18 protein-coding genes are annotated in these 23476 nt (G+C 68.7%); 5 read left to right on the top strand and 13 right to left on the bottom strand.

What is annotated here, in order from left to right; translation table 11 throughout:
- Window positions 1-17: 17 nt before the first annotated feature.
- Entirely contained in the window at window positions 18-998 is a 981-nt protein-coding gene (locus EDD92_RS38630) for an Lrp/AsnC family transcriptional regulator (RefSeq protein WP_123968588.1), read from the bottom strand.
- Window positions 999-1120: 122 nt separating this feature from the next.
- Here EDD92_RS38630 and EDD92_RS38625 point away from each other — a divergent pair, with 122 nt between their 5' ends.
- The gene (locus tag EDD92_RS38625; RefSeq protein ID WP_123968587.1) at window positions 1121-2629 is read left to right on the top strand and encodes an MFS transporter; all 1509 of its coding nucleotides are present in this window, start codon (window positions 1121-1123) and stop codon (window positions 2627-2629) included.
- Between the two features lie 240 nt (window positions 2630-2869).
- Window positions 2870-4696 carry a long-chain fatty acid--CoA ligase gene (locus EDD92_RS38620; RefSeq protein WP_123968586.1) on the top strand — a complete coding sequence of 609 codons (1827 nt, stop codon included), beginning with the start codon at window positions 2870-2872 and terminating at the stop codon, window positions 4694-4696.
- Window positions 4697-4714: 18 nt separating this feature from the next.
- Here the strand turns inward: EDD92_RS38620 and EDD92_RS38615 are convergent, their stop codons facing one another.
- The 8 genes from EDD92_RS38615 to pqqA all read right to left on the bottom strand — a co-directional run bounded on the left by EDD92_RS38615 (window position 4715) and on the right by pqqA (window position 15493).
- A complete protein-coding gene (locus EDD92_RS38615; RefSeq protein ID WP_123968585.1) occupies window positions 4715-6745 on the bottom strand; it encodes a PQQ-dependent sugar dehydrogenase in 2031 nt (676 codons plus the stop codon).
- 11 nt (window positions 6746-6756) lie between these two features.
- Window positions 6757-11262: a glycosyl hydrolase family 28 protein gene (locus EDD92_RS38610; protein WP_123968584.1), complete on the bottom strand. Its 4506-nt coding sequence runs from the start codon at window positions 11260-11262 to the stop codon at window positions 6757-6759.
- Between the two features lie 11 nt (window positions 11263-11273).
- Window positions 11274-12059: a heparin lyase I family protein gene (locus EDD92_RS38605; protein WP_123968583.1), complete on the bottom strand. Its 786-nt coding sequence runs from the start codon at window positions 12057-12059 to the stop codon at window positions 11274-11276.
- A 4-nt stretch (window positions 12060-12063) separates the two neighbouring features.
- Window positions 12064-13251 carry a glycoside hydrolase family 105 protein gene (locus EDD92_RS38600; RefSeq protein WP_123968582.1) on the bottom strand — a complete coding sequence of 396 codons (1188 nt, stop codon included), beginning with the start codon at window positions 13249-13251 and terminating at the stop codon, window positions 12064-12066.
- Window positions 13248-14324 carry a pyrroloquinoline quinone biosynthesis protein PqqE gene (gene pqqE, locus EDD92_RS38595; protein WP_123968581.1) on the bottom strand — a complete coding sequence of 359 codons (1077 nt, stop codon included), beginning with the start codon at window positions 14322-14324 and terminating at the stop codon, window positions 13248-13250. The genes EDD92_RS38600 and pqqE overlap by 4 nt, the downstream gene beginning before the upstream one ends.
- Complete coding sequence (pqqD, locus tag EDD92_RS38590; protein ID WP_123968580.1) at window positions 14321-14575, bottom strand: pyrroloquinoline quinone biosynthesis peptide chaperone PqqD; 255 nt, start codon at window positions 14573-14575, stop codon at window positions 14321-14323. Before pqqD ends, pqqE begins: the two co-directional genes overlap by 4 nt.
- A complete protein-coding gene (gene pqqC, locus EDD92_RS38585; protein ID WP_123968579.1) occupies window positions 14572-15282 on the bottom strand; it encodes a pyrroloquinoline-quinone synthase PqqC in 711 nt (236 codons plus the stop codon). Before pqqC ends, pqqD begins: the two co-directional genes overlap by 4 nt.
- A 61-nt stretch (window positions 15283-15343) precedes the next feature.
- Window positions 15344-15493 (bottom strand): pyrroloquinoline quinone precursor peptide PqqA, encoded by a 150-nt coding sequence (pqqA, locus tag EDD92_RS38580; protein ID WP_123968578.1) that lies wholly within the window; start codon window positions 15491-15493, stop codon window positions 15344-15346.
- Between the two features lie 300 nt (window positions 15494-15793).
- On the opposite strand from pqqA, the gene EDD92_RS38575 reads away from it, so the two are divergent.
- Window positions 15794-16630, top strand: coding sequence for an aldo/keto reductase (locus EDD92_RS38575; protein ID WP_123968577.1), 837 nt, complete (start codon window positions 15794-15796; stop codon window positions 16628-16630).
- Between the two features lie 95 nt (window positions 16631-16725).
- Here the strand turns inward: EDD92_RS38575 and EDD92_RS38570 are convergent, their stop codons facing one another.
- Window positions 16726-17337, bottom strand: coding sequence for a hypothetical protein (locus EDD92_RS38570; RefSeq protein WP_123968576.1), 612 nt, complete (start codon window positions 17335-17337; stop codon window positions 16726-16728).
- Between the two features lie 204 nt (window positions 17338-17541).
- On the opposite strand from EDD92_RS38570, the gene EDD92_RS38565 reads away from it, so the two are divergent.
- Window positions 17542-18237: a glycoside hydrolase family 75 protein gene (locus EDD92_RS38565; protein WP_123968575.1), complete on the top strand. Its 696-nt coding sequence runs from the start codon at window positions 17542-17544 to the stop codon at window positions 18235-18237.
- A 67-nt stretch (window positions 18238-18304) separates the two neighbouring features.
- Here the strand turns inward: EDD92_RS38565 and EDD92_RS38560 are convergent, their stop codons facing one another.
- Complete coding sequence (locus tag EDD92_RS38560; RefSeq protein ID WP_123968574.1) at window positions 18305-19216, bottom strand: trans-aconitate 2-methyltransferase; 912 nt, start codon at window positions 19214-19216, stop codon at window positions 18305-18307.
- Between the two features lie 136 nt (window positions 19217-19352).
- Here EDD92_RS38560 and EDD92_RS38555 point away from each other — a divergent pair, with 136 nt between their 5' ends.
- Window positions 19353-20129: a phytanoyl-CoA dioxygenase family protein gene (locus EDD92_RS38555; protein WP_185124261.1), complete on the top strand. Its 777-nt coding sequence runs from the start codon at window positions 19353-19355 to the stop codon at window positions 20127-20129.
- A 92-nt stretch (window positions 20130-20221) separates the two neighbouring features.
- Here the strand turns inward: EDD92_RS38555 and EDD92_RS38550 are convergent, their stop codons facing one another.
- Together EDD92_RS38550 and EDD92_RS38545 are read right to left on the bottom strand one after the other, a co-directional pair.
- On the bottom strand, window positions 20222-21934 hold the full coding sequence (locus tag EDD92_RS38550) for a glycoside hydrolase family 6 protein (RefSeq protein WP_123968572.1): 1713 nt from the start codon (window positions 21932-21934) through the stop codon (window positions 20222-20224).
- A 64-nt stretch (window positions 21935-21998) separates the two neighbouring features.
- Entirely contained in the window at window positions 21999-23468 is a 1470-nt protein-coding gene (locus EDD92_RS38545) for a cellulase family glycosylhydrolase (protein WP_123968571.1), read from the bottom strand.
- Window positions 23469-23476 lie beyond the last annotated feature (8 nt).

Here is a 23476-nt window from a genome sequence, read left to right as displayed (position 1 = left end):
GCGCCCCTTTGGGGCGCTTAACGAAGCCGCGGCCGGTACGTCAGCTGCTTGACCTGGCGCAGGAACGGCGTCGCCTCCACGTGCTGGACGCCCTCCAGATGACCGAGGGGGCCGCTGAGGTAGGCGTACAGATCGGAGGTGCTCCGGACGACCGCCGTCGCCGTGAGGTTGGTGGGGCCCGCGGTCGCGGAGACATGGGCGATCGGGGCATGGGCGGCGAGAGCCTCGCCGACGGAGTGGAGAGCCGCGGGGGCGACGGTGACCCAGAGAGCGGCGTACAAGGGGTAGCCGATGGTCTCCACCCGGTATTCGCAGTCGAGGTAGATCGCCCCGGAGGCGATCAGCGTGGCCAGGCGTCGTTTGACGGCGGACTCCGAACGGCCGGTCGCGCGCTGGAGTTCGGGGTAGGTGGCGCGGCCGTCGCGTTCGAGGACGGCGAGCAGGGGCTCGTCCTCGGGGTCGATGCGGGCGGGGCCCGGGTCGGGCACGGGATCGGGGGTGAGGGCCTCGATCTGGTCCGGGGCGAGCGCCGCGAACTTCTGCAGCCAGCCCTGCGGGCCGCCGAAGAAGCGGTGCAGTTGCTGGTAGGCGCGGATCTCCAGCACGTGCGGGGTGCGCGGGAGCTTGCCCAGAAGCAGGTCGTCACGGTCGCCCGCGTTGCGCGGCCGGGTCCCGAGCACGACTTCCGTGCCGCCGGAGGCGAGGCCGATCCAGCTGGTGTCGGGCCGTTTGGCGAGAGCGTCCGCGATGGTCGGCGCACTGTCGGGGACACAGCGCAGCCGCAGCGTCCAGTGGTCCAGGTCGAGTACGTCGCCGTCCCGGACCGCGACCACGCGCAGGGCGCCCTCGGCACACAGCCGCCGGTAGCGGCGCGCGACGGTCTGGTCGGAGACCCCGAGCACCCCGCCGATCCGGCTGAAGGAGGCCCTGCCGTTGACCTCCAGAGCGCTCAGCAGCTGCAGGTCGAGCTTGTCGAAGACGTGGGATTCCATCTCCATCCCGGCCGCTCCCGTCGGATTCCGTCACCAGGCGCCTGGCTACCGTTGCAATCTGCCACTCACCCCCCATCCTACGGAGCGTTGCGCATTCGGCGTACGGAAAGCACGGGGAGTTGAAGGACATGCGTACATGGGGGCCGCTCACGGCCGTGTGCCTGAGCACGTTCATGTTGTTGCTGGACGTGACCATCGCGGTGGTCGCACTGCCGGACATGGCGGGTTCGCTGCACGCGTCGCTGAGCGATCTGCAGTGGGTGATGGACGGGTACGCGCTGGCGCTGGCCGCGCTGCTGCTCGGGACAGGGGCCGCGGCCGACATCCTGGGCCGGCGGCGGGTGCACGTGGTGGGCGTGGTGGTGTTCGCGACGGCCTCGCTGCTGTGCGGGCTGGCGGGCGGGCCGGGGATGCTGATCGCCTCGCGCGCCCTGCAGGGCCTCGGCGGGGCCGCGATGCTCGCGACCACGCTGCCACTACTGGGCTCCGTCTACCAGGGCAAACGGCGTTCGGTGGCGCTCGGCGTGTGGGGTGCGGTCAGCGGGGCGGCGGCCGCGGTGGGGCCGGTGCTCGGCGGGGTGCTGACGGACGGGCCGGGGTGGCGGTGGATCTTCTACGTCAATCTGCCGGTGAGCGTGGCCGCGGTGTGGCTGACGCTGAGGGTCGTCCCGGAGTCGCACGGCTCGCGTGAGCGCCGCCTCGACTGGGCGGGCACGGTGACGTTCGCCGCCTTCGCAGGCGGACTGACCTACGGGGCGGTGCGGGCCGGGGAGCACGGCTGGGGTGAGACGGGCACCCTCGTGACGTTCGCCGCGGCGGTCGTGGCGCTGGTCTGTTTCGTCGCTGTGGAGCGGCGCGGTGCCGACCCGCTGCTGGATCCGCGGCTGTTCCTCAAGCCCGCGTTCTCCGTCGTGATGCTGGGCGCGCTGGCCTTCAACGCGGGGGCGTTCGGTCTCATGGCGTACGACTCGATATGGATGCAGTCGCTGCTCGGGATAAGCCCGGTGCGCGGCGGTGCGGTGTTCCTGTGGATGTCGCTGTCGGCGTTCGTGGTCGCGGCGGCCGGCGGGCGGCTGCTGCACGGAGTGCCGGCGCGGATCACGGTCGGCGGCGGGCTGCTGCTGGTCGGCTCGGGACAGTTCTGCATGACGGTGCTGGACGCGGGGTCGACGGCGTCCGTGCTGGCGCCGGGGATGGTGCTGGTCGGTGTCGGTACGGGGCTGGTGGCGCCCGGGATCGCGGGCGCGGCGCTGGCCGCCGTACCGCCGGAGCGGTCCGGGATGGCGGGCGGCGCGGTCAACACCTTCCGGCAGCTCGGCCTCGCGCTCGGCATCGCCGTCTACGGCACTGTGCTGACGTCGCACATGGAAAGCACGCTGCCGCACGACGCGGCCCATGCGCTGGCGGGAGGCGCGGCCGGAGCCCTGCGCGGCGGTTTCTCCGAGCATGCGCTGCGGTCGGCCTTCGCGTCGGGGCTGAACACGGCGGCGGTGGTGGCGGGGCTGACCGCGACGGTCGCCGGAGCGCTGGTGATCGTCCTGGTCAGGACGGCGCGCCCCACCCGGACGGAAGTAACGGAATCCTCCGCTCCGACGCTGACGGAGGAGAGGACGGCACCCCTCGGACAGGGCCGCTGACCGGCGCCGGGGGCGGTTACCAGGTCGTACAGATTCGGTGGAGATTACGGGACCGAAACTTACTCAACCGTCAGTTTTCTGTCCGACCCTTCCGGATGTGAGCGCATTTTCCGGCCGTGACCAGCGTGTACCGGAGCACTGCTCGGATTCGGCCCCCCTCCCGCCCTGTCGCCGTCTGGGGTAGCTTTCACGCCCTGCGGAGTAGCACTAAATCGGGCGCTGAGGAGCGGGGAGCGGGGTTTGCGCGAGTTCACCAACCCTCCGTTGACGTTGTCGCCGCCGGTGGGCGGCCTGGCCGACGTCGTCTTCGAGCGTGCCCAGGAAGACCCGCTGCACATCAGCCTCGGCCGCAAGGACGACCAGGGGCAGTGGCGCGATGTGACGTCGGCGGAGTTCCGGGACGAGGTACTGGCCCTGGCCAAGGGGCTGCTGGCCCGCGGCATTCGCTTCGGCGACCGGGTCGCGATCATGTCCCGTACCCGCTACGAGTGGACGCTGTTCGACTTCGCATTGTGGACGATCGGCGCCCAGGTGGTGCCGATCTACCCCACGTCCTCGGCCGAACAGTGCTTCTGGATGCTCTACGACGCCGAGTGTTCGGCGGCGATCGTGGAGCACGAGGACCACGCGATGACGATCGCCAGCGTCATCGACCGGCTGCCTCAGCTGCACCAGCTGTGGCAGCTCGACCTCGGGGCCGTACAGGAGCTGTACGACGCGGGCGCGTACATCGACGACGACGTGGTGCACCGGCACCGGCAGGCGGTCACCCCCGAATCGACCGCGACGATCATCTACACCTCGGGCACCACGGGCCGGCCCAAGGGCTGTGTGATCAGCCACGGCAGCTTCATGTACGAGGCGGACACGGTCGCCGAGCACATGGAGCCGGTGTTCCACTCCAAGAAGGGCGACGAGGCGGCGACACTGCTGTTCCTGCCGCTCGCGCACGTCTTCGGGCGGATGGTGGAGGTCACCGGGATCCGTCACGGGATCCGCTTCGGCCACCAGCCTCAGATGAATGCCGCCACTCTGCTGCCCGACCTGCAGGCGTTCAAGCCGACGTTCATCCTCGCGGTGCCATACATCTTCGAGAAGGTGTTCAACGCCTCCCGCCGCAAGGCCGAGAAGGAAGGCAAGGCCGGGCCGTTCGAGAAGGCGGTCGAGATCGCCGTGAAGTACGCGGACGCCGTCGAGGCCAAGGCCTGGGGCATCGGGCCCGGTCCGTCGGCGGGCCTGCGCGTGCAGCACCAGCTGTTCGACAAGCTTGTCTATTCCAAGCTCCGGGCCGCGATGGGCGGCCGCATCCGCAACGCCATCTCGGGCGGCTCCGCGATGGACCGCCGGCTCGGCCTGTTCTTCGCGGGCGCGGGAGTGCAGATCTACGAGGGCTACGGCCTCACCGAGTCGACGGCGGCAGCGACCGCCAACCCGCCCGAGCGAACCCGCTACGGCACGGTCGGCCAGCCCATCCCGGGCGTCACCGTGCACATCGCGGACGACGGAGAGATCTGGCTGCACGGCCCCAACGTCTTCCAGGGCTACCTCAACAACCCGAAGGCCACCGACGAGACCCTGCACGACGGCTGGCTGGCCACCGGCGACCTGGGTTCCCTCGACGAGGACGGCTTCCTCACGATCACCGGCCGCAAGAAGGAGATCCTGGTGACCTCCGGCGGCAAGAGCGTCTCCCCCGCTCTGCTGGAGGAGCGGGTGCGCGACCACCCTCTGGTCAACCAGTGCATCGTCGTCGGCAACGACCGCCCCTACATCGCCGCCCTGGTCACCCTCGACCAGGAGGCCGTCGAGCACTGGCTGACCATGCGCGGCAAGCCGCCGATGTCGCCGGCCCAGCTGGTGCGGGACGCCGACCTGGAGACGGAGGTGCGGCGCTCGGTCGTCGCCGCCAACACCCTCGTCTCGCAGGCCGAGTCGATCCGCACCTTCCGGATACTGGCCCAGCCGTTCACCGAGGAACACGGTCTGCTGACCCCGTCCCTGAAGCTGAAGCGGAAGGCCATCGAGAACGCCTACGCCAACGAGGTCGAGGCGCTCTACCGGGCCTGAGCCAGTCCTGACGTCCCGTCAACTGATGTTGATCCGGAAGAGTTTGTCCGATCCGTCCGGCTGGTTTCCGTTGTTGTCGCAGTTGGTGGTCGACAGCCACAGCTGGTCGGCGCCCGGGACCTTGGTCACGGTCCGCAGACGGCCGTACGTTCCCACGTAGTACGCGGTCGGTGTGCCGACGCTCTCGTTGTCCCCGTTGATCGGGATCCGCCACAGCCGCTCGCCGCGCAGGGACGCCATGTAGACGACGTTGCGGACGATCGCGATACCGCTGGGCGAGGCCTCGGAGACGTTCCAGGTGGCCTTCGGATTGGTCATCCCGGCGGTGCTGCAGGTGCCCTCGCAGATGGGCCAGCCGTAGTTGGCGCCCGGCTTGATCAGGTTGAGTTCGTCCTTGGAGCTGTTGCCGAACTCCGCTTCCCACAGGCGGCCGCCCCGGTCGAAGGCGAGACCCTGCGGGTTGCGGTGGCCGAGGCTGTAGACGTAGTTGCCGAACGGGTTGCCCGGGGCCGGCTTCCCGTCCGTCGTCATGCGCAGGATCTTGCCGTTGAGGGAGTTCTTGTCCTGCGCCAGGTCAGGCGTCTGGGCCTCGCCGGTGGACACGTAGAGGTAGCCGTCGGGGCCGAAGGCGAGGCGGCCGCCGTTGTGGTAGCGGTTCTTCTTGATGCCCTGGAGCAGGATCTTGTAGTCGCTGAGCGAGGTGCCGTCGTAGGTCATGCGGACCACGCGATTGCCCTCGGCTGCGGTGTGCATGAAGTAGACGTAGTGGTTGCTCTCCCACTTGGGGTCGACGGCGACGCCGAGGAGACCGCCCTCGCCGTTCGTGGTGACCGCATTGGGCACCGTGCCGACCTGGGTCCGCGTGCCGCTCTTCGTGACCTTCCAGACACGGAAGTCGTCCCGCTCGGTGACCAGCGCGGTCTGGCCGTCAGGCATCCAGTAGGTGCCCCAGGGGATCGTCCAGCCGGTCGACAGCGTGGAGATGGAGCTCGGTACGCCTCCGTCGGTGGCGCACGCCTTGGTCGTGAAGGTGACGGTGTTGCTCGGCTCGGAGGTGTTGCCGGCCGCGTCTCGGGCGACGACGTTCAGCGTGTACGGGCTGTTGCAGGCGAGCCCGGTGAGAGTGGTCGACGTACCGCTCGTGACCGTCTTGTAGACCGTGGTGTCGCTGCGCACGTCGTATGCGACGACTGCGCGGTCGTCGCTCGAGGCGCCCCAGGTCAGTTGGGCGCTGTTCGCGGTGACGTCGGAGGCGGAGAGCGTGCCCGGTTTCGTCGGCGGGGTGGTGTCGGAGCTGGGCTTGGTCGTGCAGTCGACGACCGGGCTGGCCGAGGAGGTGTTGCCTGCCGCGTCGCGGGCGATGACGGTGAGGTTGTAGGTGGTGTCGGGCGTGAGCCCGGTGAGCGCCTTGCTGGTCGAACTGCCCGGCGCATCACTGATCTTGTTGCCGTGCTCGTAGATGTCGTACGCCGTGACGCCCACGTTGTCGGTGGAGACGCCCCAGTTGAGGGTGAGGCCGTTCTCGCCGATGTCCGAGCAGCCGGGTTGGCCGGGACGGGTCGGGGCCTGGGTGTCGGTCGCCGTCCCGATGCTGATGCGGTCGAGGTTGGGGCCGCCGTTGGCGGTGGTCGCGGTGGCGCGGAGCTTGTGGGTGCCCGCGGCCAGCGGGACGTCGACGGTCTTGGTGGCCCAGGTGTTCCAGTCGGCGGTGGCCGGGAAGGACACGGCGGAGGCGACCACCGTGCCGTCCACGGAGAGGTCCATCGGGCGGTCGGTGGCGGTCCCGTTGGCGAATCGCAGGGCCACCGAGGCGGTGCCCGCGGAGGCCGCGCTCACCGTGAACTCCACGGACGAGCCCTTGACGTTGGTGTAGTCGACAAAGCCGGTGCCCGTGTATCCGGTGTGGTTGGTGGCCACCGTGCCCTGCGAGATGGCCGCCTCCTCGGCCTGGTAGTCGGTGGCGGCGAGTGCGGTGCCCTGGCTCAGCCCCGCGAGGGGCAGGGCGAGGGCCGCGGCGACGCCGTACGGCAGAACTCTCTTCAGCTTCATGGGTGTTCCCCTCAGCCCGTGTACGGGACGAAGACCTTGAGGGAGTTGACGGGCCTGACCCTGATCAGCCGTGTCTCTCCCGGGCGCAGGGTCGCGCTGTACGTGTCGGCGACCGTCCCCTTGTGCGAACCGGACCACAGGTCGGTGACGTCGCCGGAGCCGGCGAAGCCGACCTGCGACCAGTTCACAGTGACCGTGGAGTTGCCGGACGTACCGGTGTTGAACAGCGCCACCACGTAGTCACCGCTGTTCTCGCGTTTGCTCCAGACCTGCCTGACCCCACTGTTCACAACCCGTTTCGCGGCCACCCCGTCCTGGTCGACACCGATCAGCCGGTCATTGGTCAGCATCGCCTTGTCCACGGAGTCGAGGTGGGTGAGATCGGTGCCGAGCAGCAGCGGCGAGGCCGCCATCGCCCACAGGGTGAAGTGAGAACGGCGCTGGTCGGCGGTGAGACCGACCTGGTCGCCGTTGCCGACCTCCAGGGAGTCCAGGTCGTTCCAGCCGCCGGGTCCCGCGTACGGCTGCCAGGAGGCGGCGGTGTTGAAGCGGGCGGAGACATGGGGCCAGTCGGTGAGCGGATAGCCGCTGCCGTTGGGGCCCGGGCCGCAGTAGCACTCGACGTCTCCCTGGGTGCGCCAGCTGTTGGCGAGCCCCCGCCAGGTGGCGGCATCGGAGATCGGAAGGTTGTTGGAGAGCGCGAAATTGACGGGCCGTCCGCTCGCCCGCAGCGACTTGTCCCAGGCCCGCACGTCCGGGATGTCCTGGCTGCCCACACCGTCGATCTTCAGGTAGTCGACTCCCCAGGAGGCGAACTGCCTGGCCCAGGAGTTCACGAACTCCTGGGCGCCCGGCTTGGAGTAGTCGATGTAGTACATGTTCTTGCAGTTGTAGTTCTTCTCGGTCTTCGAGGTGTCCGCGATGTCCTTCGCGTGGTACGAGGTCCCCTCGATCGGCGTGTTCTTCGTGACGGCGTTCTTCGCGATGCCGGGCGTCACGTAGAAGCCGAACTTCAGGCCCTTGGAGTGGATGTAGTCGGCGAGGGCCTTGATGCCGTCCGGGAACTTGGCCGTGTCGACGGCCCAGCGGCCGTAGTTGTCGACGACGAAGCCGTTGGAGTCGCACTTCTGCCAGAAGTCGTCCAGGTTGACGTACACGAAGCCGTGGTCCTTCAGGCCGCTCGACACCAGCGCGTCCGCCTGCGCCTTGATCTTCGCCTCGGTCGGTGAGCGGCGCACGAAGCTCCAGCTGCTCCAGCCCATGGCGGGGCGCAGGGACTGCCCGTTGTCCGACATGGGGGTGAAGGCCGCCGGTGTGGCGTACGACGTGCCGATCCACGCCTCGTCGATCCGCAGCCGCTGGTAGCGGGTGGTGTCGGTGGAGGCGGCCCAGGTGGTGTCGATCTCCAGGCGGACGTAGCGGGCCTTGGCCGAGGTGAGGTCAATGCCCTGGATTCCGCGGCGACTTGGGAGCTGACCGGCCTTGACCGCGCTCCCCCAGGTCGTGCCGTCGTTGCTCAGGTACACCTTGTAGTCCTTGATCCGCGCCGACTGCTCGGTGTCCGAGCGGGCGTAGGCGACGGAGTCCTCGCGCTGGTTGAGCCCGAGGTACTGGACCTTCCTGGCCGAGCCGAGGTCGAAGGTGAGGCTGACCGGCAGGGTCTTGTCGTTGTCCCAGTAGGTGAGGAAGTCGCCGTCGCCAGCGGCCGTCCCGGAATGTCCGCTCGCGGAGGCGCTCGCGGTCACCTTGACGCCGGTGAGGATGCCCTGGCGGCCGGCGGTGGTGACCTTGAAGACGGTGTCGTACGGGTCCCAGTCGCCGAGGCCGGTCAGCGTCAGCACACCGCCCGACTGCGACCACGAAACCGCCTTTCCAGTACGGAGGTTGGTGACGGAGGCGATGCGGTAGCCGTTGTCGCGGATGCGCAGGGTACTCGTGCTCGGCGGGGTCAGGACGTGGACGTACTGCCGGTTCGGCTCACCCTTGGCGATGGTCGTCACGCCGTGCGCGCCGTCGTTCCAGAAGCCGGGCTTGAGGCCGCCGTACATGTAGCCGCCGCCCTCGGTGCCGTGCAGGGACTCCCAGATGGGGTCGAGGTAGGAGTCGGCGAAGGTGTTGAAGGCGGCCTGGTTGGCCGGGAACCTGCCGTTGACCTGGGCGGTCTCGGCCATCAGGGCCTTGACCGAGGAGCCCGCGTTGGTGATCAGCCGGCCGAGGGTGAGCTTCTTGTCGACGGCCGGGTCGGAGCCGTCGTACCACCACGCACCGGTCGAGGGCAGCTTGAAGTCGGCCTCGGTCAGACGGGGTTGGGCAGTGTAGATCGCCTGCGGGTAGTCGTAGGCGGGCGTCATCCCCGTCTTCTGCTCATTGCTGATCATGTCCATGATCGGCGTGTCTTCGTTGTTGTTGCTGAGCGTGTAACCCGGGCGCTTCTGGTAGATCTGCCGGTAGAGGTCGTGGCTCTCCCAGTACGCGTTGTCGTTGTCGATCCAGAAGCCGCCGAGGTCGGGGTAGCGGTCCATGACCTCGAAGAAGTTGTCGTAGCTGAACTGCCCGAAGCCGTCGCGGGTGGTCAGGTCGACGTTCTTGCCCTTGTAGGCGGAGTAGGCCGCCGAGTCGAGCCACTCGTGGCCGCCCTCGTCGTGCCACTTCGGGTCGTCGGTCATGTAGAGGATGACCTTCATGCCCTTGGCCTTGGCGGCGGTGACCAGCTCGCCGAGGAAGTCCCGCTCGGTGGAGCAGGATCCGGGGATCTTCGACGGCCAGGGGCGGGCGTAGCCGAGGCGGCTGTGGAAGGTGGCGAGGACGAGGTACTGGGTGTGCAGTTTCTTCGCCTCGTTCACCCAGTAGTCCGGTGTCCAGCCACCGCTGGTGACGTCCTTCTCCCAGGCGGTGCAGCTGGTGTGGGCGGGTGCGGTGCGCAGGCCCCAGTGCAGGAAGAGGCCGCCGACGGAGTTGCGGAGGAAGTCCTGCCGGGGGTTGTCCAGGTCGCGCGGCCGCACGGCGCTCGCGCAGTTCTCGGTGGATCCACTGCTCGACACCCGCAGCGTCACGCCGGTCAGGCAGTACCCGTCGACGTCCTGGAAGCCCATGTCGTACGGCGAGCCGGAGCCGCGCCCCGCGGTGAAGTCGGTGAAACGGATGTCGCCGGCCGCGTTGGCGATGACCGCGGGGCGGCCGTCGTCCGCCGCGAACTTGACGGAGCTGTCGGCGAATTGGACGTGGTCGGCGTTGTGCAGGTACCAGCCGTACGCCGGCCGGGTGCCGATGGCCTTCGGGTTGTAGTCGTTGGGGTCGTTGCTGGGCACGGCGGTGGACATGGTGCCGTGGCCGCCGGGCACGGTGATGTGGACGTTGTTGAAGGTGACGTCTTCGATCCGGTGGCCGGTCTCGCCCCAGAGGGTCGGACTGAAGGACGGGCTGTTGCCGGTGGCCGTGATGTTGTCGTAGGTGATGTCGCTGATCGATCCGACGCCGGGATGGTTGCCGCAGCGCTTCCGAGTGCCGATCTTCTGCATGATCGGTGAGTGGACGTTGGTCATCGTGATGTCGCGGTAGTGGACGTCCGAGATCTTCGCGCCGTCCATCGACACCATGCCGAGGCCGGACTTGTCCGCGCCCTCGATCCGGATCTTCTCGAACCGGTAGTCCGAGAAGTCACCGCAGGTCTCGGAGCCGAACATCAGGGCGTTGCAGCAACGGGCCGACAGGTGGGAGTCGTTGACGCGTACGTGGCCGTTGGGGAGCTTGGCGCCGAGGGCGTAGTCGCTCTTGAAGACGAGCGCGTCGTCGTTGGCCTTGATGTCGGCGTTCGTCACCGTGACATTCGTGGTGGAGATGATGTTCCAGCCGTCGCGGTCGCTCGCGGTGTCGATGGTCAGACGGTCCGAGGTGACGTTCTTGCAGCCGTTGACCAGCGCGGCGAAGTGACCGCCGCGGCGCAGGGTGAGTCCGTCACCGATGCGCAGTCCGTCGCAGCGCGTGAGCGAAATGATCTTGTCGGCCTCGCCGGACTTCGGGTTGCCGGTGATCAGGTTGCCCATGCCGTCGATGACGCCCTGCCCGACGAAGCCGATGTCGGTCAGCCTGTCGCCGTAGATCATCGCGTCGTGGAAGTGGCTGTGCCCGTAGTCCTGGTAGGCGTCGTACGGGTTGGCCTCGGCCTTGTCGTAGGTGTCGGCGCCGGCGCCCTGGATCGTGGCGCCCTTGTCGAGCTGGAGCGTCACATGGCTCTTCATGTGGATGGTGCTCTGGGACTTGTAGGCGCCGGCGGGGAAGCGGACGATGCCGCCGCCACCGGCCGAACTCGCCGCCGTGATGGCCTTGTTGATGGCGGGGGTGTCGTTGGCGGAGCCGTTCGCCTTGGCCCCGTAGTCACGGACGTCGTAGACGGTGGCGGTGTGCGGGGCGGGGTGCGGGGCCGCGAGCGCGGCGGGGTGGGCGAGTCCGAGGACGACGGCGATGACGAAGAACACGATCGCCGCCGCTCCTGTCCGCTGTGCGGTGGGGGGTCTCATATGACGGTTCCTCAGACGAGTTGGTATCCGCGGAGATTGGTGAGCAGCAGGTAGGTGTTCTGCAGGGACCCGGAGGTGTCGCCGAGGGAGCGGTAGATGCCCCACTTCGGGCGCACGCGGTCGGCGAGGAAGGTGTCGACGCCGGTTTTCGACGCGTCGATGACGGTGGAGCCGCCGGACTTGAGGATCCAGCGGACCGAGCCCGCGGAGCCGTTGCCGACCTTGATCTGGAAGTCGACGTCCGTCCATTTGTCGTGGAGCGGGTCCAGGTCGGTGCGGCCGACGAGGATGTCGTCGATGGCGAGCTTCAGCTCGATGGTCGACCTGCCGTTCACCCGGCGGAGGGACTGCACGACGATGGGCGAGGTGCCGTTGCCCGGCTGCTTCATCTGCATGATGTGCGTGAAGGTCGTCGTCGCCTTCAGCGAGCTCGGGATGTACATCGAGTACGTGAGCCGCCAGGTCTGGCCCTGCGTCCACTTGAGATAGCTGCTGCCGCTCGTGCGCAGGCCCGTGACCTCCTGGCGCTGGCGGTCAGTCGAGGTGTCGCGGTCGACGGTGTGCATGTTGAAGCGCCAGTTGTTGCCGGTGGCGAAGATGTGCGGATGACCGGCGGGGTGCGAGTCGGCGCGGTCGTCCTCGACCGTCTCGAAGGCGCCGAGACCGTCGCCGCTCGCGGACGGTGCCCATTTCTGCTGCCAGGAGGCGGCGTGGGCGGTGGTGGCCGGCACGCCGACCGCCGCTGTGGCCGCGCCACCGAGAGCGGCGCCCAACAGCACCCTTCTGGATGTGCTCATGACACTAATCACCTCGCAGTTGCTCGTTCATGATCAGGAAGGCGCCCAACCCGTGGAAGTCGTTGGCGGCCCGGGTGCGGGCGACGTAGTACGCGTAGTCGCCGACGTTCGTGCCGACGGAGATGTCGGCGAGGTCGGTACGGCCGTCCGGGCCGGTCGAGAGCTTGGCGAGCACGCCTTGGTAGCCCCGGCGGGCCACCTCCGCGTAGTGGGGGTCGAGGTAGTGCTGCTGAGCTCCGCGCGACAGGGCGTAGGTGAACATGCTGGAGCAGGACGTCTCGGTCCAGTTGCCGCTCCGGCCGCCCTTGTCGATCACCTGGAACCAGCGGCCGGTCGCCGGATCCTGGTACTTCTCCAGACCGGCCGCCAACTCCCGGAAGATGCCGAGGAGTTGGAGTCGGCGCGGATGGTTCGCAGGGAGCGCGTCCAGCACATTGACGATGGCCATGGAGTACCAGCCGACCGCGCGGCACCAGTGCTCGGGGGCGAGCCCGGTCTGCGGGTCGGCCCAGCTCGCGCTCTTCGACTCGTCGTAGGCGTGCCTCAGCAGACCGTTCGCCACTTGCAGATGACTGCCGTACACATACAGCTGCTTGGCCGCCTCGTCGTCGGTGTACGCGCTGTCGCCGAACTCCTTGCCGTACTCGACGAGGAACGGGTTCACCATATAGACGCCGTCCGACCAGAGCTGGTGGGCGCGGCCTGCGGAGTCCGCGTGCCAGAAGCCGCCGTCGGCGGTGCGCGGGTAGCGGGCCAGCCGGTCGAGGATCTTCTTCGCGGCCTTGCGGTAGCGGTCCTGGCCGGTCTCGTGGTGCAGGATCACGAGCAGGCGGCCGGCCTGCATGCTGTCCAGGCTGTTGAAGGACTGGTCGATGGAGCCGTCCCTCTTCACGAACCGGTCGACGTAGTTCTTGATGTACGTCAGGTAGCGGGCGTCATGGGTGCGCCTGTAGGTGAGGTACTGGCCGTAGAGGTAGAGGCCGACCGGGTAGGACCAGCCGCCGATGGTGCTCGGGGTGTAGCGGGCCATGGTGGAGTCGACGACGGCCACGGACCAGTCGGGGGCGGCGGCCCGCAGGTGTGCGGACACGGGAGCGGCGGGCGGAGCCGGTGTCGCCGCCGGCAGGGTGACGAGGCCGGCGGTGACGAGGGCGAGGGTCGTCAGTGCCGTCCGCAGACGTCTGGGGCTCATGTTCCTCCCTTTCGGTAGGCGTACGCGAGGTCGCCGCGCGGCCCCTGCACGAGATCGCGTACGAGGTGATGATCGGGGGCGTGCCGGCAGGCGGGGTCGGTGCGGCCGGCGTCGCCGGTGAGGGCGTGGGCCTGGCAGCGGCAGCCGCCGTGGTCGCTGGTGCGCAGGGCGCAGCCGCGGCAGGGCTCGGGCATCCAGGAATCGCCGCGGTAGGCGTTGAAGGCCTTCGACTCCCGCCAGATCCAGGCCAGTCGGTGCTCGCGCACGTTCGGCGGGTCGAGGTCCGGCAGGGCGGCCGCCGCCGGGCAGGGCAGGACCGTGCCGTCCGGGGCGACGGTGAGTGAGACCGCACCCCAGCCGCCCATGCAGGGTTTCGCGGTGGCGTCCACCCAGTCCGCGGCCACCCACACCAACTCCACTGCGCCATCGAGGAGTTCGCGCCAGCGGGAGACCGACGCGCGGGCCTGCTCGACCTGTTCACGGGTGGGCAGCAGGGTCGCCCGGTTGCGCAGGGCCCAGCCGTGGAACTGCGTGTGGGCGAGTTCGATGCGGTCGGCGCCCCACGCAAGACCGAGGGCGATCAGGTCGTCGAGGGCGTCGAGATTGGCGCGGTGGAGCACGATGTTGAGGCCGAAGGCGAGCCCGGAGGCGCGGATCAGCCGGGCGGCGCGCTCCTTGGCCGCGAACGAGCGGGCGCCGGCAATGCGCTCGGAGGCCCGCGGGTCGGCGTGCTGCACCGAGAGCTGGACGCTGCGCAGCCCGGCCTCGGCGAGCTCCGCCGTGCGCCGCTCGCTCAGGCCCACCCCGCTGGTGACCAGCTGGGTGTAGAGGCCCGCGGTGTCGGCGGCCGCGACGATACGGGGCAGATCGCGTCGGAGCAGGGGTTCGCCGCCGGAGAGGTGTGTCTGCACGACGCCGAGGTCGGCGGCCTGGCGGAACACGTCGGACCACTGCCCGGCGTCCAGCTCCCTTGACCGACCGATCAGTTCGACAGGGTTGGAGCAGTACCCGCAGCGCAGCGGACAGCCGTGGGTGAGTTCGGCGAGCAGCGCCCAGGGGGCGTCCACGGTCATGCGAGCCAGCCCTCCTTTCGCAACGTGTCGAGGAAGTCGGGGACGTCGTCGGCGACGGGCGCGCCGGGGTGCCGTTCGCCGAGCTCGGCGACGATGTCGTCCACCGCGCGTGTGCCGTCGCAGAGGCGGAGGACAGGGCCCGCGCTGCCGCGCAGCACCACCACCCGCTCGGGGAGCAGCAGCAGATCGGTGTCCCGCACGCGGTCGTGGCGCAGGACCACACCGCGGGAGAGTTCCGGACGCCAGGTCATGGGCCGCCTCCGTCCACCGCGTCCAGCAGCGACCACAGCACCTCGCACTTGAACTCGAGGGCGGCCAGCGCGCGTTGCTGCTGCTCGCGGGTGCGGGCGAGATCCAGGACGAGGGCGAGGGCCTCGGCTCCGTCGCGGCCGCCCTGGTCGATGCGGGTGCGGAAGTAGGCGAGGCCGTCCGGGTCGATCCAGGGGTAATGGCGCTCGAAGGCGGCGATGCGGGTGCGCATGAGGTCGGGTGCGGACAGCTCCGTCAGCGAGGCGGCGATCGCGTCCAGAGTCGGTTGCAGGCGGCAGAAGTTGACGTATCCGTCGACCGCGAACCGGACGCCGGACAGCACCCGGGAGCCGTCCCACAGTTCGTCTCGGTGCAGGCCGGCCGCCTCGCCGAGCCGCAGCCAACGTTCGATCCCGCCCTCCCGCTCGGCCGTGCCGTCGTGGTCCTGGATGCGACGCAGCCAGGATCTGCGCAGCTCGGGCCGGTCCAGCTTGGCGAGGATCAGGGCGTCCTTGACGGGGATGTGGCGCTGATAGTGGAAGCGGTTGGCGATCCAGCGGCGCAACTCGGCCTGGCTCAGTTCACCGCGGTGCATCCGCACGTTGAAGGGGTGGCGGTCGTGGTAGCGCTCCGCCGCGACGGCGCGCAGCCGCTCGGTGAACTCGGCGGTTCCCCAGGCGGTGGCGCCGTCGATGGGGGCACCTCCCACGCCCTTAAGGCAGTGGGGGAGGACGGTTGTCGTGGTCACGGTGCGGTCGCCGTACGAGGGGTCAGCGGTCGCCGAGGGCGTACGCGGTCACTTCGAGAGCGGTCTCGACCACCTCATAGCCAGGCCTTTGCCAGGCGTTTTCATCCGATGTCTCCCGCTCTTCCGGGAGGGCCCGTTCCGTACGGAGGGCGGGAGGGAGCGTGTCGTTCATGTGGCAGTACCTGCTTTCCTGAGGGGTGGGGGGTTGAGGGGGCCCAGACAGGTGCGAGGTGTTCACATGCATGCACCGAGTTCATGAACTCGTTCGGTGGCGCGATCCAGAGTTGCGGGAGGAAGGCCCGGCGTCAATGGTCCGGACCGAAGACGTCGGATGCATTTCCGGACAATCCTCGGATCCCTCAACTGACTCATCGGTCAGTTCGCGCGGATTCTCCCGTCAGGAATGCATTACCGCCCGTGATCGTTGACGATGGGAGTAACACCTGACGACAACCGTAAGGATCAAGAGCTCGTGAGCAGCAAGGTCCCCCCGATCATCCTCAACAACGGCGTCGAGATGCCCCAGCTGGGCTTCGGCGTCTGGCAGGTGCCGGACGACGAGGCGGAGCGGGCCGTCGCCACCGCGTTGGAGGCCGGGTACCGCAGCATCGACACAGCGGCGATCTACGGCAACGAAGAGGGCACCGGCAAGGCGATCGCCGCCTCCGGCGTCCCCCGCGAGGACATCTTCCTCACCACCAAGCTCTGGAACAGCGACCAGGGCTACGACTCCACGCTGCGCGCCTTCGACGCGTCGCTGGCCAAGCTCGGCGTGGAGTACGTCGACCTGTACCTGATCCACTGGCCGACCCCGGCCCGGGACAAGTACGTCGACACGTACAAGGCGTTCGAGAAGCTGCACGCCGACGGCCGTATCCGGGCGATCGGCGTCTCCAACTTCGAGCCCGACCACCTCCAGCGGCTGATCGCCGAGACGTCGGTCATCCCTGCGGTCGACCAGATCGAGCTGCACCCGCACCTGCAGCAGCACACAGCCCGCGAGTACCACGCGGAGCAGGGCATCGCCACCGAGGCCTGGTCACCGCTCGGCTCCGGCAAGGGCCTCCTGGAGGTCCCGGCGATCGTCGCCATCGCCCAGAAGCACGGCCGCACCCCGGCCCAGGTCGTGCTGCGCTGGCATCTGCAGCTCGGCAACATCGTGATCCCCAAGTCCGTGACTCCGTCCCGGATCAAGGAGAACATCGAGGTCTTCGACTTCAGCCTGGACACCGAGGACCTCGCCGCGATCAGCGCGCTCAACGAGGACCGGCGCCTCGGGCCGGACCCGTCGACGTTCAACATGGCCTGACGGCCGCCTCGGTACACGGGTCGGCCCCCGCCGTTCGGCGGGGGCCGACCCGTGTACCGGAGCCGGCGCGCCGGACAACTCCCGTACGGGACCCGTCAGTTGCCGCGCACATCCGCGTAGACGACCTCGAACTCCTCCAGTCCGATCACGGTCACATGCGCCTTGGCCGCACCCTCGTGCCGGGCAGACGCCTGGGGCCCGCGGGACGCGGCGAGGGAGCCGCGGTCGGTGAACGTGGTGCCGACCAGGCCGCGTCCGCGCTCCCGGTCGATGAGCAGCACCGCCCTGGCCAGCCCGGACAGGGCGTCGAGCCTGGGCACCACCGACGCGCGGAAGGTCTCGGCGAGCAGATCCGCGTCCATGGGATCGAACTCCAGCCTCGTGATCCGCAGTCCGCCGCCCGCCTCCGGCTGCCGTATCTGATGGAAGACAGCCGCCTCGTAGTTCTCGACCGCGGTCGTCGCCGCGAACGGCTCCAGCAGCGCGCCGCGCCGTTCACGCATGACCTCGTCGCTGTTGCGCCGGGCGTCCTCGGACTCCCACCAGCTCGCCGCCAGCAGCTTGCCGAGCTCCCGGTCCACGAAGATGCCGGCACCGCGATAGCCAGGACGCTCCTCCAGCAGCTCCCGCCCCTGCGAGTTCAAGGCCCTAATGGCCGTGTCGACCTTCGCGGGATCCCCGGTCGCATACACCGTGCGAACGAACATGACGTCTCGCCTCCCAGAAGTCGGGCGCATATCTGGATATTCCGCCTCTCCAGTCTTCCCCTCCGGGCAAACCGCTGCAATCAGGGCCGGATACGGCGTCGTGGCACGGAAGTCCGGACCAAGGGGTTGACGAGGACACGCAAAGAGGGCCACCTTGTACGGCACCCGAGTAAGGAAACTTTCCTAACAGAAGGGTCCCCCACAGTGCGCATACGAACACTGACCCTCGCCGCGGCCTCCGGGGCCGCGCTGCTCGCCGCCGGAGTGCTCCCCGCAAACGCCTCCGGTACGGCAGGACCGGCGTCCACCCAGGAGGGCTCGGTCAGCGCGGCCGACCTGCTCGCCAAGGTGACGTCGTGTCAGCAGATCTCCCACGGCAAGTACAAGACGGACGACGAGACGTCGGCCACGATCCCCGTCTGCGGCAAGAACGGCGCGGTCTTCTGGAAGGCCGACATGGACATCGACTGCGACGGACAGCGCACCTCGAAGTGCAACGAGAACACCGACCCCTGGTACCAGGACGACACGGCGTTCCACCAGTCCAACGGCAAGCCGCTCAAGGCCGATTCACTGCCGTACGTGGTCGTGCCCAGCTCCAGCAGCATCTGGAACTACTCCAGCGCCGGCATCAAGGGCGGCGGCGTGGTCGCCGTGATCTACAACAACAAGGTCGAGTACGCCGTCGTCGGCGACACCGGTCCCACGAAGATCATCGGCGAGGCGTCATACGCCACCGCCCACGCCCTCGGCATCGATTCCAACCCCGAGACGGGCGGCACCGACTCCGGAGTGACCTACATCCTCTTCAAGAACTCGCAGGTGTCCCCCATCGAGAGCCACAGCGCGGCGGTCTCGCTGGGGGATCAGCTGGCGAAGAAGTTCCTGCAGAACAACTGAGGCCACGGGGCACGCAAGCTTCAAGGCAGTCCGACTGACCTTCTGGGCAGGTCAGTCGGACTGCCCCTCACATGGCATGGGCAGCCGTGTGCACCGTGTGCGCCGCCAGTACGAACACGTCCGGGCGGTGATGCACGCTCGCCTTGTCGTCGGGGTCGAGGAGCTGGTCGAGGGTGGCGCGGTCGGTGGCGTCGAGGTGGTCGCCGAGACCGTCACGGAGGCGGGAGAGGGAGGCGGCGACATAGGCGCGGGCGCGGTCCTTGGCCGGGGCGGGCAGGTCGAGCAGGAAGGTGCGGGTGCCGGTGGGCCTGAGGCCCGCGGCCGCCATCAGGGCCGGCCAGTCCTCGGTCTCGGCGACCGCGCCGGGCAGGCTCGACCGCATCTCGGCGAACCACTCCTCCTCCAGCACGTCGAGGCGGGCCTGCAGACCGGGGCGGCCGATCCCGATGTCGCGCGGCAGGAACCGCGCGGGCAGACCGCCCTCCATGAGAGCGAGTGTGCCGCCGGGCGCGAGCCGCGCGGCGAAGGCGGCCAGGGCGGCCCGCTGGTCGCCGATGTGGTGCAGGCTGCGGCTGGCCCACAGCAGATCGGCCGGATAGTCCAACTCGTCCAGCACGCCGGGCAGTTCACCGGTGAGCGTACCGAAGCGATCACCGACCCCCAGCCGGTCGGCCCGGGCCCGGGCCCGCTCCAGGAGCGGCGCCGAGCCGTCGACCGCCACGACCCGGGCCCCTGGGAAGGCCTCGGCGAGCAGACAGGAGACGACACCGGGTCCGCTGCCCGCGTCGACGATCAGCCCCGGTTCGGTCTGTTTGTCGGTCAGCCAGGTCATGGCCCGCTCGTAGAGGGATGTGAACAGCTCCGCCTGCGATTCCAGCAGCGGGGCCATATCGGCCCAGTCGATGTCGGTGTGGTCGTGGTGGCCGTGGTCGTGCGTGCCGTGGTCGTGATCGCCGTGCTGGTGGTGTCCGTGCGCCATGGGGGTCAGCCTCTCTCCGGGTGCCGCCCAGAGTGCGCCGACGCACCGCAAGAGGGCCAGCGCTGTTGCCGTCATGGCAAAAAGCAGCGGCAAAAATCAGGTGCGTGCGGCCGACCGTGTCACCCACGATGGCCCGATGGACGACGAACTGGTGGAGAGCTTCCTCACGGACGGGTTCGTGAAGATCGAGGGGGCGTTTCCGCCGCGGGTCGCCGAGGACTGCGCGCGGCTGTTGTGGAAGGAGACGGGGTACGACCCCGAGGACCCCGCAACCTGGAAGGACCCGGTGGTGTGGGTGGGCGGCATGGCCCAGGGACCGTTCGCCGCAGCCGTCAACTCCCCTGCCCTGCATGAGGCGTTCGACCTGCTGGTGGGCGAGGGCCGCTGGATGCCGCGCTACTCCCTGGGCAGCTTCCCGCTGCGGTTCCCGCACGAGGAGGAGCCGGACGACGCGGGCTGGCACATCGAGGGGAGTTATCTGCCCGATGGCGTCGAGTCCCGCTGGCACCACACCAATCTGCGCTCACGCGATCGCGCCCTGCTGATGCTGTTCCTCTTCTCCGAGGTCACCGAGCAGGACGCGCCCACCCGCATCCGGGTCGGCTCACACCTCGACATACCTCCCGTCCTTGATCCGTACGGCGAGGAGGGCGTCTCCATGCTGAAGGTCGCCCCGCAGATCGTCGAGGCTTCCGCGCACCGCCCCCTCGCCTACGCCACCGGGCGTCCCGGCGACGTCTACCTCTGCCACCCCTTCCTGGTCCACGCGGCCCAGCCGCACCACGGCACCCGGCCCCGCTTCATGGCGCAGCCGCCGCTGATGCCGGCCGTTCCGTATGAGCTGGAGCGGCCGGACGGCGACTACTCGGCGGTGGAGTATGCGATCCGCCGGGGGCTGGCCCGGGAGGGCTGACCCGGCGGATCGCGGCAGCGCTATGTCACATTCCACTGTCTACTGTCTACCGTCTGGTGGCATGTGACATAGCACTGGCCACTCGCTCAGCTCTACAACGGCGGGTAAGCATTCTGCATCAGCTGCTGGAACTGCGCCGAGAACCAGTGCCCCGACAACGGAGCGTTCGGCAGCGCGCCCGACATGCTGTTGCCGTTGCGGGGGTTGCCCGTATACGTCGGGTCGCACATGCGGTCGAAGCCCTTGCTTTCGTCGTTCGGGATGGCGGAGCTGGAGCCGTCGGACTCGCCCGGCGGCTTCATCCACACATACGCATCGATCCCGGTCGCCGGGTTCGCCTGCGGACGCTCACCGAGGCCGGCCCCGGACTGGTTGCACCAGTTGCCGACGTGGATACGGCGGTCGTAGCGCCCGCCGTCGATGTACGCGTCCACACTGGTCGTCGGACCGGGGCCCGCCGGCCGGGCGGTGCCGCCCCACCCGTTCCTGGACGTGTCGATCAGCATGCCGATGCCGGAGTTGAAACCGACGGAGACCAGCTCGTTGCGGAAGGCCTGCGCGTACGACAGCTCGTCGACGTACCGGTTCCAGTCCACCCACTTGGACTGGCGCACCGAGGTGCCGTTCACCGTGTCGTTGATGGTGAAGTTGTTCTCCTTCAGGGCGCTGTAGTTCGCCGTGTTGGTGATGAAGCCCTGTACGTCGTCGACGGTCGCGCCCTCACTGGTCGCCGCCTGCTTGAGCACGTTGGCGGAGGGCGCGAAGTTGTCGTCCCAGCCGAGCCAGCCATGGTGGCCTGCATCGATGTAGTTGTAGACGTTGGGGATCGCACCGAGCTTGGCCAGTGCGTAGCCGACGCCCTTCACGTAGTTGCCGTTGGCGAGCATGGTGTCGCAGGCCGGCGTGGCGGTGGAGCGGCTGCCGGTGTTGGTGACCAGGTTGGGCAGCGAGTCGAGCTCGACGGTGGTCACGATCCGCAGTGAGCTGTACTTGCTGTCCGCGAGGATCGCGGCGATCGGGTCGATGAACTGCGTCTTGTACTTGTCGATCTCCGTCGGACCGAGTTCGCCGTTGGAGGCGAGGGCCGAGCAGTCGCGTCCGGGAAGGTCGTAGATGACCAGCTGGATGACTTCCTCGCCGCTGCCCTTCTGCTGCAGGGCCGCGTCGAGGTGCGCGCGCAGACCCATGCCGCCGCCCACGCCGTTGATGGCGGCGATGCGGTCGAGCCAGACGCCGGTGGGCTGGTTGGAGACGCGGCTGCCGCCCGGCTCTGCGGCGGCATGCGCGGACCACTCGGGGTTCACGTACACCTTGGCGCCGGCGTACGGGTTGTCGACTCGACCGCTCGGGTCGGTACCACCGCCCCCGCCGCCTCCCCCGCTGCCGTCATCGACGTTGCAGGTCACGCCGTCGAGCGTGAACGTGGCCGGAATCGCGTTGGTGCCACTGTAGGAGCCCTGGAACCCGAAGCTGACCGAACCGCCGGTTGCCAGCGAGCCGTTGTAGGTCTCGTTGGCGGCGGTGACGGCCGTCCCGCTCTGGGTGAGCTTGGTGTTCCAGTAGTTGGTGACCTTCTGGTTGCCTGCGTACGACCACTTCACCGCCCAACTGCTCTTGGTGGCGCTGTTGTTGGTGACCGTGACGGCGGCGGTGAAGCCGGTGCCCCAGTCGTTCTGCACCTTGTAGTCGACGGTGCAGGGGACGGCGGCCGCGGAGACGCCGCCGGGGACGACGGCCGTCGCTGTCCCGGCGGTCCCGGCGACCAGCGCCAGGGCGGCGAGTATCGCTGTTCTGGTACGACTCATGAGTGCGGGTTTCCTTCTCCGATGCGGGAATTACGGGGATACGGGACTTACGGGGATACGGGACTTACGGGTTGATGGCGCGCAGGTGATCGCGCAGCCCGGTGCCGTACGACGTGGGGGTTCCGTCGTAGTTGGAGATCAGGGAGGGACCGGAGGAGCAGTCCCAGGTGTTCCAGGTCCAGCCGAGGTAGGACAGGCCCCGGTCGTCGAACCACTTCATGACCTGGTCGACGAAGGAGTGCGAGCAGGTGTTCTCGCCGATCTCCCCGGCCAGCAGCGGCACTTGGGCCGCGACGGGGGCGAGGGTGGAGTTCCAGCAGCTCTCGTTCGCGCAGGTGTTGAAGTTGTAGACGTGGTAGGCGGCGACGAGATTGCCCGTCGGGTCGGTGGGCTTGTACGTCAGCCACTGGCCGAGGTCGTTCGAGTACGCCAGACCGCCGGCCATGACGACGTTCTTGGCGCCGGTGCCGCGCACGGCGTCGACGAGGTCCTGCATCCCGGCGACCTGGTAGCCGATGCCGGGGCAGGTGCCTCCGTCCTTCCAGCACTGCCAGGCCTGGGTGGTGGTGGAGGTCGCCCGGTCCGGATACGGCTCGTTGAACAGGTCGAACACGACCGCCGGGTCGGCCTTGAAGGTGCTGGCCACCGACGACCAGAACGACGGTGTGTACTGCATGTCGGGCATCGGCTTCTGGCAGGTGGCGTGCACGTCGGAGCAGCCCGCCGAGTTGCCGGTGTACTGGCCGTAGGTCCAGTGCAGGTCGAGGATCGGCGTCATGCCGTGCGCCTCCGCCTTGGCCACCACGTCCTTGACGGCGGCCGTGTAGTTGGCGCCCGCGTACTCGGGCTTGATGTTGGAAAGCCCCAGCCAGCACTCCTCGTTGAGCGGGATGCGGACGGCGTTCGCCTTCCAGTCGGCGATCGCCTTGATTGCGGCGTCGTCGACCGGGCCGTCCCAGATGCCGCGACCCTGCACGCACATGAACTCGCCGCCGGAACGGTTGACGCCGAGCAGTCGGCGGTTCCTGCCGTCGGCGTCCACGAGCTTGTTCCCGGAGACATGCAGGGCGGGTGCGGTGCTACTGGCAGGCGGCTCGGTCGGTGTCGGGGACGGGTCCGAATCGACGTTGCAGGTCGTCCCGTTGAGCTTGAACGACGTCGGTACGGCATTGGTCCCCGACCGGGAGGCGAGGAACCCGGCACTGACGCTCGCGCCGGTGGCCAGCGAGCCGTTGTAGCTCTCGTTGGCCGCGGTCACCGTCGTACCGGACTGGGACCACTTGGCGTTCCAGCCCTGGCTGACCTTCTGGCCGTTCGCGAAGTCGAAGCTGACGCTCCAACTGCTCACGGCCGCCGTGTTGTTGGTGATCCTCACGGCGCCCTGGAAGCCGGTGTCCCACTGGCTGGTGACGGAGTACTCCACCGAGCAGGCGGGGGTGGCTCCCTGTGCCGTGACGACCGGTGCGACCGCCGTGCCCACCAGGGCCACGGCTGCGGCAACAAGTAAAAGACCTGAACGCGGGGGGTGTCGCATGAGCGACT

Origin of the sequence: Streptomyces sp. TLI_185 (genome assembly GCF_003814765.1) — a bacterium.
Lineage (GTDB): Bacteria > Actinomycetota > Actinomycetes > Streptomycetales > Streptomycetaceae > Streptomyces.
Note: the sequence above shows the minus strand (reverse complement) of the source record. Positions and strands in the feature narration are given on the sequence as shown.

Coding starts and splice junctions, on each gene's coding strand:
- EDD92_RS38570 (WP_123968576.1), bottom strand. CDS start 17,337: ATGTTCGTTCGCACGGTGTATGCGACCGGGGATCCCGCGAAGGTCGAC.
- pqqA (WP_123968578.1), bottom strand. CDS start 15,493: ATGAACGACACGCTCCCTCCCGCCCTCCGTACGGAACGGGCCCTCCCG.
- pqqD (WP_123968580.1), bottom strand. CDS start 14,575: ATGACCTGGCGTCCGGAACTCTCCCGCGGTGTGGTCCTGCGCCACGAC.
- EDD92_RS38560 (WP_123968574.1), bottom strand. CDS start 19,216: ATGGCGCACGGACACCACCAGCACGGCGATCACGACCACGGCACGCAC.
- pqqE (WP_123968581.1), bottom strand. CDS start 14,324: ATGACCGTGGACGCCCCCTGGGCGCTGCTCGCCGAACTCACCCACGGC.
- EDD92_RS38630 (WP_123968588.1), bottom strand. CDS start 998: ATGGAGATGGAATCCCACGTCTTCGACAAGCTCGACCTGCAGCTGCTG.
- EDD92_RS38610 (WP_123968584.1), bottom strand. CDS start 11,262: ATGAGACCCCCCACCGCACAGCGGACAGGAGCGGCGGCGATCGTGTTC.
- EDD92_RS38550 (WP_123968572.1), bottom strand. CDS start 21,934: ATGAGTCGTACCAGAACAGCGATACTCGCCGCCCTGGCGCTGGTCGCC.
- EDD92_RS38555 (WP_185124261.1), top strand. CDS start 19,353: ATGGACGACGAACTGGTGGAGAGCTTCCTCACGGACGGGTTCGTGAAG.
- EDD92_RS38615 (WP_123968585.1), bottom strand. CDS start 6,745: ATGAAGCTGAAGAGAGTTCTGCCGTACGGCGTCGCCGCGGCCCTCGCC.
- EDD92_RS38625 (WP_123968587.1), top strand. CDS start 1,121: ATGCGTACATGGGGGCCGCTCACGGCCGTGTGCCTGAGCACGTTCATG.
- EDD92_RS38605 (WP_123968583.1), bottom strand. CDS start 12,059: ATGAGCACATCCAGAAGGGTGCTGTTGGGCGCCGCTCTCGGTGGCGCG.
- EDD92_RS38545 (WP_123968571.1), bottom strand. CDS start 23,468: ATGCGACACCCCCCGCGTTCAGGTCTTTTACTTGTTGCCGCAGCCGTG.
- EDD92_RS38600 (WP_123968582.1), bottom strand. CDS start 13,251: ATGAGCCCCAGACGTCTGCGGACGGCACTGACGACCCTCGCCCTCGTC.